10 protein-coding genes and 2 pseudogenes are annotated in these 11,826 nt (G+C 69.1%); 9 read left to right on the forward strand and 3 right to left on the reverse strand.

The window, feature by feature from the left end:
* From DMB66_RS44325 to DMB66_RS44365, 9 genes are all read left to right on the forward strand, one after another.
* On the forward strand, positions 1 to 1,229 hold a 1,229-nt coding region (locus DMB66_RS44325; protein ID WP_148112821.1), incomplete at its 5' end, for a cation acetate symporter.
* An 84-nt stretch (positions 1,230 to 1,313) separates the two neighbouring features.
* Positions 1,314 to 2,279, forward strand: coding sequence for an NAD-dependent epimerase/dehydratase family protein (locus DMB66_RS44330; RefSeq protein WP_125810134.1), 966 nt, complete (start codon positions 1,314 to 1,316; stop codon positions 2,277 to 2,279).
* A gap of 110 nt (positions 2,280 to 2,389) precedes the next feature.
* Positions 2,390 to 3,652 (forward strand): LCP family protein, encoded by a 1,263-nt coding sequence (locus DMB66_RS44335; RefSeq protein WP_125810135.1) that lies wholly within the window; start codon positions 2,390 to 2,392, stop codon positions 3,650 to 3,652.
* Between the two features lie 160 nt (positions 3,653 to 3,812).
* The gene (locus tag DMB66_RS44340) at positions 3,813 to 5,012 is read left to right on the forward strand and encodes an LCP family protein (protein ID WP_125810136.1); all 1,200 of its coding nucleotides are present in this window, start codon (positions 3,813 to 3,815) and stop codon (positions 5,010 to 5,012) included.
* A 15-nt stretch (positions 5,013 to 5,027) separates the two neighbouring features.
* Complete coding sequence (locus DMB66_RS44345) at positions 5,028 to 5,363, forward strand: rhodanese-like domain-containing protein (protein WP_125810137.1); 336 nt, start codon at positions 5,028 to 5,030, stop codon at positions 5,361 to 5,363.
* Positions 5,360 to 6,157, forward strand: coding sequence for a glycerophosphodiester phosphodiesterase family protein (locus DMB66_RS44350; RefSeq protein ID WP_125810138.1), 798 nt, complete (start codon positions 5,360 to 5,362; stop codon positions 6,155 to 6,157). The genes DMB66_RS44345 and DMB66_RS44350 overlap by 4 nt, the downstream gene beginning before the upstream one ends.
* An 85-nt stretch (positions 6,158 to 6,242) precedes the next feature.
* Complete coding sequence (locus DMB66_RS44355) at positions 6,243 to 7,700, forward strand: ATP-binding protein (RefSeq protein ID WP_125810139.1); 1,458 nt, start codon at positions 6,243 to 6,245, stop codon at positions 7,698 to 7,700.
* 72 nt (positions 7,701 to 7,772) lie between these two features.
* Entirely contained in the window at positions 7,773 to 8,657 is an 885-nt protein-coding gene (locus DMB66_RS44360) for a DUF5926 family protein (RefSeq protein ID WP_125810140.1), read from the forward strand.
* A gap of 13 nt (positions 8,658 to 8,670) precedes the next feature.
* On the forward strand, positions 8,671 to 9,420 hold the full coding sequence (locus DMB66_RS44365) for a glycoside hydrolase family 16 protein (RefSeq protein ID WP_125810141.1): 750 nt from the start codon (positions 8,671 to 8,673) through the stop codon (positions 9,418 to 9,420).
* A 7-nt stretch (positions 9,421 to 9,427) separates the two neighbouring features.
* Here the strand turns inward: DMB66_RS44365 and DMB66_RS44370 are convergent.
* The 3 genes and pseudogenes from DMB66_RS44370 to DMB66_RS44380 form a co-directional block, all read right to left on the reverse strand.
* A pseudogene (locus DMB66_RS44370) lies at positions 9,428 to 10,143 on the reverse strand (arginine deiminase family protein).
* 664 nt (positions 10,144 to 10,807) lie between these two features.
* Positions 10,808 to 11,191 carry a hypothetical protein gene (locus DMB66_RS44375; RefSeq protein ID WP_125810142.1) on the reverse strand — a complete coding sequence of 128 codons (384 nt, stop codon included), beginning with the start codon at positions 11,189 to 11,191 and terminating at the stop codon, positions 10,808 to 10,810.
* A 77-nt stretch (positions 11,192 to 11,268) separates the two neighbouring features.
* Positions 11,269 to 11,826: pseudogene (locus DMB66_RS44380) on the reverse strand (hypothetical protein); the annotation flags it as partial.

Here is an 11,826-nt window from a genome sequence, read left to right on the forward strand (position 1 = left end):
TGGTCGGCGCGGGCGCGCTGGTCAGCCTGCTGCTCGGGATCAGGCCCGGCACCACGTTCCTGGGCATGGACGCCGACACCGCCAAGATCGCGACGATCATCCTGGTCGGCGCCCTGATGATCGTGTACGTCGTGGTCGGCGGCATGAAGGGCACCACCTACGTCCAGATCGTCAAGGCCTTCATGCTGATGACCGGCGCCCTGGTGATGACCCTGCTGGTGCTGGCGACCTACAAGTTCAACCTGTCGACGCTGCTCGGTGACGCGGCCGAACAGTCCGGCAAGGGTGCGGCGTTCCTGGAGCCCGGTCTGCGGTACGGCGTGGAGACCGCTGGCGACGCGGCGAAGACCTTCTACAGCAAGATGGACCTGCTCTCGCTCGGCATCGCCCTGGTGCTCGGCACGGCGGGCCTGCCGCACATCCTGACCCGGTTCTACACCGTGCCGACCAGCAAGATCGCCCGCAAGAGCGTGCTCTGGGCGATCGGCATCATCGGCACGTTCTACCTGTTCACCCTGGCCCTGGGCTTCGGCGCGGCGGCCCTGGTAGGCAGCAAGGCGATCACCGACCAGGACAAGGCGGGCAACACGGCCGCGCCGCAACTGGCCCAGGCACTCGGCATCGACTACTTCGGTGGCGACACGGGCGGTGCGGTGCTGCTCGCGATCATCGCGGCCGTCGCCTTCGCCACGATCCTCGCGGTGGTGGCCGGGCTGACCCTGGCGTCGTCGTCCAGCCTCGCCCACGACTTCTACGCCAGCGTCGTCAAGCGCGGTCAGGCGTCGGAGCGGGACGAGGTGCGGGTGGCCCGGATCGCGGCGTTCGTGATCGGCGCGATCGCGATCATCCTGTCGATCTTCGCGCAGAGCCTGAACGTGGCGTTCCTGGTGGCGCTCGCGTTCGCGGTGGCCGCCTCGGGCAACCTGCCGGCGATCATCTACAGCCTGTTCTGGAAGCGGTTCAACACTTCCGGCGCGCTGTGGGCGATCTACGGCGGTTTGATCTCCGCCGTGTTCCTGGTGTTCTTCTCGCCCGTCGTGTCCGGCTCGGCCACGGCCATGTTCCCGGACAGCGACTGGCACTGGTTCCCGCTGAACAACCCCGGCATCATCTCGATCCCGGTCGGCTTCCTCTGCGGCTGGATCGGCACGCTGATCTCGAAGGAGTCGGACGCGGACAAGTACGCCGAGCTCGAGGTCCGGTCGCTGACCGGCTTCGGCGCGCACTAGCGCGCAACGCTCACCGAAAAGGACAAAACGGCCCGGGGCCGACGTGCGAAATGCACGTCGGCCCCGGTCGCTTAGAGTTGCTATATGTCAGTGCAGCAGCGGTACGGCGCAGGCCATCGGATTCTCGTCAGCGGGGGCGCCGGCTTCGTGCCGTCCCATGTCGTCGACTCCCTGCTCGGCCGGGGCTGCACCGTCGTGGCGATCGACAACTTCGTCACGGGCGCCAAGGAAAACGTCGTGCACCTGGCCGCCGAGCCGCGCTTCACGCTCGTCGAGGCCGATCTCGCCGAGGGCCTACCCAAGCACCCGGCGCTCGTCGAGCGCTTCGACGCGATCCTGCACATGGCGTCCCCGGCCAGCCCCACCGACTTCGCCAAGCTGCCGGTGGAGATCCTCAAGGTCGGCTCGGTGGGCACGCTGGCGCTGCTCGACCGGGCGGTCGCGGACGCGGCGCGCTTCCTGATGGCGTCGACCTCGGAGGTGTACGGCGACCCGCTGGTGCACCCGCAGCCGGAGACATACTGGGGCAACGTCAACCCGATCGGCGTCCGCGCCGTCTATGACGAGGCCAAGCGCTTCTCCGAGGCGGCGACGCTGGGCTACCACCGCTTCCACGGCCTCTCCACCGCGATCGTGCGCATCTTCAACACGTACGGCCCGCGGATGCGCCCCGACGACGGCCGGGCCATCCCCACCTTCATCAGCCAGGCGCTGCGCGGCTCGCCGATCACCGTGCAGGGCACCGGCGCGCAGACCCGGTCGATCACCTACGTGGATGATCTGGTCCGTGGCATCCTGCTGCTGCTCGACTCGGACGAGACCGGGCCGATCAACGTGGGCACCGAGCACGAGCTGACCGTGCTGCAGCTCGCCGAGCTGATCGTCCGGCTGTGCGGCAGCAACTCGCCGATCGAGCTGGTCGAGCGCATGGCCGACGACCCGGAGAAGCGCCGTCCGGACCTCACCCTGGCCCGGACGCTGCTCGGCTACGAACCGCGGGTAGGCCCGGAAGAGGGACTCAGGCACACGATCGACTTCTTCAAGGGCTGAGCAATTTGGCACGGTAGTGAACGTTTTACCCACAGTAATTGCCTCCTCCCTTCGTGCCGAGCCAGTGTTGATGCACGCTTTGCGTGGTTCTTAGTACGTAACCTGAAGGCATGTCTGCGACCACGTCCCCTTGGGGTAGCTCCTCCGGCCGGGCTTCCGTGCCGGGCTCGATGAGCCGGGCCTCAGTGCCCGGTTCGGGCCGCGTCGGCGCCGGTGCGCCCCGCGGGTACGGCGATGCGGCCGGACGAGGCCCAGCCGGATACGACAACTGGCCCCAGCGCGGCCAAGGTGCCGGGCCGGGCGGCCCGCCGCCCCGTGGACCCGGCGGGGGCAACCGCCAGGGTCAGCCGTACCGGGGCAGGCGCAAGCCGCGCTGGCGCCGGATCGCCCTGGTGGCCGGCGCCGTGGTCCTGGTCGGCGCCCTGGTCGCCGGCATCTCGCTGTACGGCTACGCCGACGGCCTGAACGACGACCTCAAGCGCACCGACGCGTTCTCCGACATCACCAAGGGCCGCCCCGTCAGCACGGTGGAGGGCGCGCTCAACATCCTGCTGGTCGGCAGCGACTCACGGGACCCGGACGCGATCCAGGACGACAGCAACGCCTGGCGTGCGGACACGCTGATCGTCATGCACATCCCGGCCGACCACAAGTCCGCCCAGCTGGTGTCGATCCCGCGTGACCTGTGGGTGCAGGTCCCGTCGGGCAACTCGGCCGACTGCGACAGCGGCAGCCGCGCCAAGATCAATGCGTCGTTCGCCTTCGGTGGCCTGCCGCGCGCCGTCCGCACCGTGGAGTGCATGACCGACGTGCGCCTGGACCACGTGCTGGCGATCGACTTCGGCGGCTTCAAGGAGGTCACCGACGCCCTCGGCGGCGTGGACCTGAAGGTCGAGCAGAGCATCACCTCGATCCACAAGCCCTTCCGCAAGTTCAAGAAGGGCACCATGCACATGTCCGGGGCCGAGGCGCTCGACTGGATCCGGCAGCGCAAGCAGTTCGCCCGCGGCGACTTCGCCCGGATGCAGCACCAGCAGGAATTCCTCAGGGCGCTGATGGACAAGGCGGCGAGCACGGGCACGCTGAGCAGCCCCGGCAAGCTCAACGACTTCCTCAAGGCGACCACCAGCGCGATCACGGCCGACAAGGACTTCTCGCTGACCGACATGGCGCTGCAGTTCCGGAGCCTGCGCGGCGAGAACCTCACCTTCATCACCAGCCCCAATGTGGGCAGCCAGACCATCTCCGGACAGAGCGTCGTCGTCGCCGACAAGGAGAAGGCTATTGCTTTGTACAAGGCGGTAGCTGCCGACAAGATGGATGAGTGGATCGCGTCGACCAAGCCGACCCCGTCGAGCCAAGCCAAGGGTTGATAGTTACAGATCGGGCAAACGGCGCGGGTCGACGGTATTCGTCGGCCCGCGCCGTCGATGAACACTGCGTGTCATTGACCTGAAACCCACAAGGCCTCGCAAGAGATCGAAGTTGAACGTACAGTGATGTCCGCCCGGATCCCGAGTGCTTGGAGCGCGCATGACCGTCCAGACCCCCCGACGGGCTTCGTCGATGGATCGGGACGCCGTCAAGGCACCCAAGCGCAGCACCCCGGCGGGCCCGCCCGGCGCGCCGCCCAAGGGCGGGAAGAAGGCCAAGAAGGACCCGATCTGGGCGAGGATGGCCCTCATCTTCGGCGCGGTCCTGATGATGGCCAGCGGCGCCGGCATCGTCGGCACCAAGTGGATGGTCAGCAGCGCGACGAGCGCGGTCACCCAGGACGACCTGCTGGGCGGCACCAAGAAGACGGCGGCCGAGGGCGGCAACAGCCTCAAGGGCCCGATCGACCTGCTGCTGATGGGCGTGGACGCGCGTAAGCGCTGGGCCGTCGACGACCTGCGCGCCGACACGATCATCATGCTGCACATCCCGGCGAGCCACGACCAGGCTTACCTGGTCTCGATCCCGCGCGACACCGAGGTCCAGGTGCCCGCGTTCGCCAAGAGCAAGTATCCGGGCGGCACCACGAAGGCCAACGAGGCGTTCTTCCACGGCGCCCAGAACGGCGGCGGCTGGGCCGGCGGCGCGCAGCTCATGGCGCAGACGCTGAAGAACACGACCGGCATCAGCTTCGACGGCGCGGCGATCATCGACTTCAACGGCTTCAAGGGCGTCATCGAAGCGCTGAAGGGCGTCCGCATGTGCGTCGACCAGCGGGTCAAGTCGCAGCACATGGTCAAGGTGGGCGGCAAGCCGATGTATCTGGCCGAGGCCCGCAAGACCGGCAAGTCCCAGACCCCGATCTGGCACGAGAAGGGCTGCCGGGACATGGAGGGCTGGGAGGCCCTCGACTTCGCCCGGCAGCGCTACGGCCTCAAGAACGGCGACTACGACCGCCAGCGGCATCAGCAGCAGCTCATCAAGGCGATGGCGAAGAAGGCCAGCACCGGCGGGGTGCTCACCAATCCGGTGAAGGTCAACGCGCTGATGAAGGCCGCCGGCAAGGCGTTCGTGCTGGACACCGGCGGCGTGCCGGTCGCCGACTTCATTTTCACCCTCAAGGGTGTGGCCGCCAACGACCTCGTGCTGCTGCGCAGCAACAACGGCTCGTTCGCCGGCAACGGCAGCGGACGCGAGACGATCACGCCCAAGACGATGGAGATGTTCCGGGCGGTCAAGCAGGACAAACTCGCCGACTTCATCATCGGGAACCCGGACGTCGTCGCCAAGGAGAAGTAGCTCTACGCTTGTCACGTGTTCGGACCTCAGGTACCCAGCGTGACGCCGTCACAGGTGGAGGCCACGGCCTACCTGCTCGACGTGCGTGAGCCCGATGAGTGGACGGCGGGCCACGCCCCCGGCGCCCACCATCTGCCGATGATGGAGGTCCCGGCGCGCATCGCCGAGATCCCCAGCGACACCGAGGTCGTGGTGGTGTGCCGCTCCGGCGGGCGCTCCGGCCAGGTGGTGTCTTACCTGATGGGTAACGGCTGGGACAACGTTCGCAACCTCGATGGCGGCATGCAGGCGTGGGCCGTCAACGGCCGCGATGTCGTCAGCGAGAACGGTCAGCCTCCCCAAGTCTTGTGAACGGGCCCCGCCCTCTGGTCTTCGCCCACCGCGGCGGGGCCGGCGCGCTACCCGAACACACCCTCGCGGCGTACCTACGCGCACTGGACGAGGGCGCCGACGGCGTGGAGTGCGACGTGCGGCTGACCCGCGACGGCCACCTGGTCTGCGTGCACGACCGGCGGCTCGACCGGACCAGCAACGGCAGAGGCCGGGTCAGCGCGAAGACGCTGGCCGAGCTGGAGGAGCTCGACTTCGCCTCCTGGCATCCGGCCGCGGCCACCGAGGCGTTGCAGGCGGACCACGTCCGCCTGCTCACGCTGGAGCGCCTGATCAGCACGCTGCGCGACCACGGCGGGCCGGTCCGCCTACTCATCGAGACCAAACACCCGTCACGGTACGGCGCGGAGGTCGAGCGCCGCCTGGTGGAGATGCTGCACCGGTACGGCCTGGCCAAGCCGAAGCCCAACGACCCGATCCAGGTGACCGTCATGTCGTTCGCGGCGCTGGCGCTGCGCCGGATCAGGCGGATGGCTCCCGACGTGCCGACGGTCTACCTGCTGGATATCGTGCCCCCGGGCGTCGGCCGCGGCCGGTTGCCCTTCGGCGCGCGAATCGCCGGTCCCGGGATCAGCCTGGTCCGGTCGCGGCCCCAGTTGGTCTCCGCGCTGCGCGCCGCCGGCCACCAGGCGTACGTCTGGACGGTCAACGAGGCCCCGGATCTTGATCTGGTGCTCGCCCAGCGCCCCGACGGCATCATCAGCGACCGGCCGAAGTTCGTCCTCGACCGGCTCGAGAACGTACCGCCCGTGTGACACCGGACACTCTTGGCCCCGATTACCACAAGATCCACACTAACTGCACTGCCCAAATGCCCGTAAGCGAGGCAGACTCGCAGACATGCCGGATCGTCCCGACTACGCCGCGCTGACGCGAGGGCAGATCGCGCTTCTCGACCGGATCAACGCCGGCGAGGCCGGCCTGGCCGTGCTGAATCAGCTCGTCCGCCTCGCCCAGGACGTCCTGGGCGGGCTCGGCGCCAGCTTTGCCGAGTACAGCCCCGGACACGGCCGGATCATCGCCGCCAGCGGCGTCTGCGCCCGCGCGGTGGGCCGCCGGGTCGACCGTGCGGACGCCCGGCTCGCCACCGGCGACCGGACGCAGCTCATCCCGCTCGACTCGGTCGACGACGAGTTCGCCAACCAGCTCGATGACGGCAGCCACCGGCACCGGATGCTCGGCGCCCGGTGCGAGATCGGCGGCCTGATCGTCGGTTCGCTGCACGTCTACTACGGCGAGGACGACGACGAGCCCGGCCCCGAGCACCACGACGTGCTCGAGCTGCTCGCCACCAACGTCGGCCACATGTACGGCGATCAGGCCGGCCTGCCCGTGCACGGCGACGGGCCGGTGGTGGCCGCCCTCTCCGACGGGCTGACCATCGTCGACCGCGACGGCATCGTCCAGCTCTGGAACCCCGCCGCCGAGCAGCTCACCGGGAGCAGCGCCGCCGAGGTGCTCGGCCGCGAGCTGCAGTTCCCGGTGCCGCCGCCCGGCCAGGTGCTGGTGCACCGGCTCTCCTCGGGGCGCCTGCTCAAGGTCACCGCGGGCGATCTGCCGCACACCCCCGCGATGCGGGTCGTGACGTTCCGGGACTCCACCGACCAGGACCGCCGGCACGAGGACCGCGACCTGTTCGTCGCGGTCACCAGCCACGAGCTACGCACCCCGGTCACCGTGATCAAGGGATATGCGGACACGCTCACCAACCACTGGGAGACCCTCGGCGAGGCCGGGCGCCAGGAGGCCGTGCGGGTGATCGGCGCTCGCGCCGGCGAGCTGGCCCGGCTCGTCGACCGGCTGCTCTCGGCGACCAGCGACGACGGCGAGGTGGGTGGGCACCCGCCCGGGCCGTTCGATCTCGTCGAAGGGCTGCGGACCGCGGCCGGTCAGCTCCCCGTCGACCTGCGCCGCCGGCTGGTGCTCGACCGGCTGCCGGCCGAGTTGCCGAAGGCGTTCGGCGACCGCGACTCGCTCGCCACGATCCTCACCGAGCTGGCCACCAACGCGGACAAGTATTCGGCGCCGGACACCGAGGTCGAGGTGAGCACGGAGGCCGACGACGCGACGGTGACCTTCCGGGTCGCCGACCGTGGCATCGGCGTCAAGCCGGAGCACGTCGAGCGCGCCTTCGAACGCTACTGGCAGGGCGACTCCCACGACCGCGGCCGCAACCCGGGCGCCGGACTGGGCCTCTACCTGGTGCGGCGCATCGTGGAACGGCAACACGGCTGGGTCTCGCTGCGCCCGCGCTCCGGCGGCGGAACGGTCGCGGAAGTCCGGCTGCCGCGGGCCTGATCCGGCAATCCGGAAGGACACGGCCGGACCGGCGTGCCCGGATCCCGCGGCCACCCCCTAGGCTGGTTCGCCGTGAGCAAGCGTCGAAACCCCCGCGCCGCCGCCAACGCGGCCCCCAAGCGCCAGAAGGTGCGTGACATCTTCGTCGCCCGGCCGTTCGAAGGCCTGGCCGACGAGCCGGAGTGGATCGCGCTGCGCGAGCTGGTTCCGGCCGCCTCCGCGCCGCTGACCCTCAAACCCGAGATCATCGAGGAGTACGGGGACCGCCCCGTCACGCTCTCGACGGTGCTGCCGATGGCCTGGCCGGCGATGACCCGCCAGGACGGCCGGGTCTTCATCGGGCTGCAGCGGCACGTGCAGTCCGGCGACGTGTCCCGGGACATCGCCGTGGCGATCCTGTGCGCCCTCAAGACCGAGCCCGGTGACACCGTCGCCGTGCCGGCGCTGCCGGGCGAGGGCCCGCGGCTGCAGGACATCCTGGCGGACGGCCCGCTGGAGATCGCGATGCACGACGACTTCGAATACTGGCTCGACGCCGAGCAGGCCGAGGACCCGAACGTGAAGGCGTCGCTGGAGCGGGCGAACGCCTCGATCTACCCGACCGTGCGGCTCGGGGTCCCGGCCGCGTACTGGTGCCGGGTGCAGCCGGACAAGTCGCACGTGCGCTGGGTGCTGCCGCAGGCGGAAGACCCCGCGCTGGACGCGCTGGCCCGCCTCTCGGCGAGCGGCGACCTGCTGCTCGGCGAGAACACCAAGTTCGCCGGGATGTTCCGGGCGCACGGCCTGCTGGTCCCGGTCTGGGACGTGCCGGGCGAGCCGGAGGCCGGCGACTGGGAAGCCCCGCTGGCCGACTTCGCCAAGCGCTACACCGACATCCTGGCCGAGACCGCGCCGCTGGACTCCGCGGCCCGCCGCGCCAAGCAGGGCCTCGTTGGCCGCCAGTTGACTTTGCGCTAGGTACATTGCGTCGATGGAGGACCATTTCGCCGGCGACGCGCTTGACCTCTCGGTGTGGCTGCCGCACTACCTGCCGCACTGGAGTTCACGCGCGTCGGCGGCGGCGACGTATGCGGTCGCCGGTGGCGAGCTGCGGCTGAGCATCCCGCCCGAGCAGGGCCTGTGGTGCGAGGATCTGCACGACGGCCCGCTGCGCGTCTCCGGCGTGCAGAGCGCCAGCTTCTCCGGACCGGTGGGCAGCCCGGTCGGTGGGCAGCCGTTCCGCGACGACCTGCTGGTCGCCAGCGAGGAGCCGGAGTTCTGCGGCTACACCCCACTCTACGGCCACATCGAGGCCCGCGCCCGCGGCGTGCTCTCCCCGCGTTCCATGATGGCCTTCTGGCTCTCCGGCATCGAGCACAAGCCGCAGCAGTCGGGCGAGATCTGCGTGATGGAGATCTTCGGCGACGCGGTCCGGCCGGGCTCGGCCGACGTCGGCGTCGGCCTGCACAAATTCCGCGACCCCGGCCTGATCGAGCAGTGGTCCACGGTGCCCCTGGAGATCGACGTCGCCGACTTCCACACCTACGCGGTCGACTGGCGGCCCGGGTCGCTGGTGTTCACCGTGGACGGTGCCGAGGTGCGGCGGATCGGCCAGTCCCCGAACTACCCGGTCCAGCTCATGCTCGCCGTCTTCGACTTTCCCGGCAAGGCCACCGGCGTGGACGAGGTCCCGGTGCCCGAGCTGATCGTCTCCCACGTCCTCGGCCGCGCCCTCAGCTGAGCCCCTGTCAGAGGGGCGCCCGCTCGATGGGGCAGCTCATGCAGCGGGGACCGCCGCGGCCCGAGCCCAGCTCCGAGCCGCTGATCGCGATCACCTCGATGCCCGCCCGCTCAAGCTGCGCGTTCGTCTCGACGTTGCGCTCGTAGGCCACGCAGAGCCGGGGCGCGATCGCCAGCGTGTTGTTGCCGTCGTCCCACTGCTCGCGCTCGGCGGTGACCGGGTCCAGCCCGGTGTCGATGATGCGGAGCCGGTCGATGCCCATCGCCTCGGCGGCCGCGTCCAGGAACGGCCGGGACGGGCCGACCACCGGCTCGCCGTCGAAGCCGGCGGTCACCGGGTAGGCCCGCAGGGTGTCGGCGATGTTGGGATACATCACCACGGCGTCGACGTCGACCATCGTGCACACCGTGTCGAGATGCATGGTGGCGCGTTCCTGGGCGATCGGCACCGCCAGGATCGTGTGGGCGAGCCCGGCGGCGAAGACCCGGCGGGCGAGTCGCTCGGCACCGGCCGGGGTGGTGCGCTCGCCGACACCGATCGCCAGCACGTTCGGGGCCAGCAGCAGCACGTCGCCGCCCTCGACGTGTTCGAGGTCGCGCAGGGCCGCCGCGAAGCCGTCGTGCTCCTCCTGCGCCCGGCCCACCCAGGGGATGCCGTCGAACAGCAGGGAGTCGTTGTTGCGGGGGCCAGTCTCGCGAGCTCGGCGCCGGGCCGGTGCAGCATGACTATGGCGAGCACCCTATTAGGGCCACAAGCATCTCAACGGATTGCATAGTTCTGTGACTTGGAGCGCAGGAATTTGAGACAGCGCTGCGCGATCAAGGTAGTAAGGCTAACTTGGCGGGGACGTTTCGGATTCCCGGGGAGCCCTAGGTCGCGTGATGCACCATACGGAAAAAGTAGTTGTGCGCGAATGCGGCATTCATCCCCACTCATTCCATCTTCTGTCCGGCTCGATCGTCTGCCTAGGGACCAGGTCCAACACTTACTGTAGTGGAAAGAGAGCCCGATGGACCTTTTGCCGGAGGTTGCAGTGACCGTCTTCCCGCCGGTCATCTGCGCTCTCACGGCAGAACGGCACCCGTTAGCCCACGGGTGCCGTTCCAGTGATCCCTCGCGCAGCCCACGTAAGCCCACAGGAGGTATCAGCTTGACCGTAACAAGGCAAAGGCGAACGCACAAAGAGTCGCGACGGTCGCTTCAGTCTGCGACGGAGTGGATGAATGCGGCGCAAGGGCTGCTCTACGGCCTCGCGGCTTTGATCATGGCAGTGACCGCCTTTATCGTTCAAGTCTTCCAAGACTGACGATTGGGGCCGGCGCCGTAGGCGCCGGCCCCACGTGTGGCCTTGCCCCGACCAGCACCGACGGCACCCGTCAACCTGCCGTCATGGCGGTGCGAGTCGCGCAGCAGCGCACCTTTCAGGCGCTCGACCGTCAGGCGCCGTACCGGCGAGATCGGGGACCGCAGCGCGTTCGCGGCGCGTTGGTGCTGGACGAGTCGGGCGCTTACGCGTCACCTTGTCACCGGCGCGGTCACCTTCGACACGGGCTGGGTGGCGGCCATGGTCGAGGTAGAAGCGTCCAGCCGGCGTGACGTCGGCGAACCACCGGCCGTGCCGCTTGGACGCGGTCACGAGCCGTCGCCCCTGCAACGCCACGGCGGCCGTCTTGTAGGTGAAGTCGAGCATCACACCGTCGGGGCAGCCCGCCGCGATCCACCGCAGCACCTCCAGTTGCCGGGAATTTAGAACGGCGGCAACCTCAACCATGACTCTGTTCTAGCGCACCCGGATCCGGTTGTCCCGCGACGGTGTGAGCTCAGGAGCCAGACGCGTTTCTGGCCGCCTCACCCTTGGTCGCGGGCCGGTGTGCTGCTGCCGTACTTGTAGAAGCGGCTTCGCTCCGCCGCCGGGGCAACCTGCTGCTGGAAGACCCGCCGGGCAGTAAGCAGGTCGAAAGAGCTCTGACCTGACGCGAGACTCAACGCCGTGTCCAGTGGCAGGTGCAGTAGTTCTCCCTGCCAGGCCAGGTAGATGCCGATCGACCGGATCGCGAAGCGGTCCTCGACATCACACATCACGTAGCCCAGAAGCTGGTCGACAAAGGCACCCATCGACGGCGCCGGCTCCAGATAGGTCTTGACGTCGACCAAGGTGCCGCCGAGGACGAGATCACCGATCGCGAACGCCTCATCGAAGACCGGGCGGATGACCCGCGGGCCGCCGAGCCGCGCCATGGCTGGATGACCGCGGGTGACATAGGTGTGCCACAGCGTCTCCAACGCCTCTACGACGTCAGGACTTGGGCCCTGGTTCCCGAGCATGGTCAGCCATAGGTGGTAGGACCGCCGCCACTGTTCAGCGTCTGGGGCCTTCAGCCCTCGTAGAATGCCGGCGTACTGGCA

Source organism: Actinoplanes sp. ATCC 53533 (assembly GCF_003947245.1).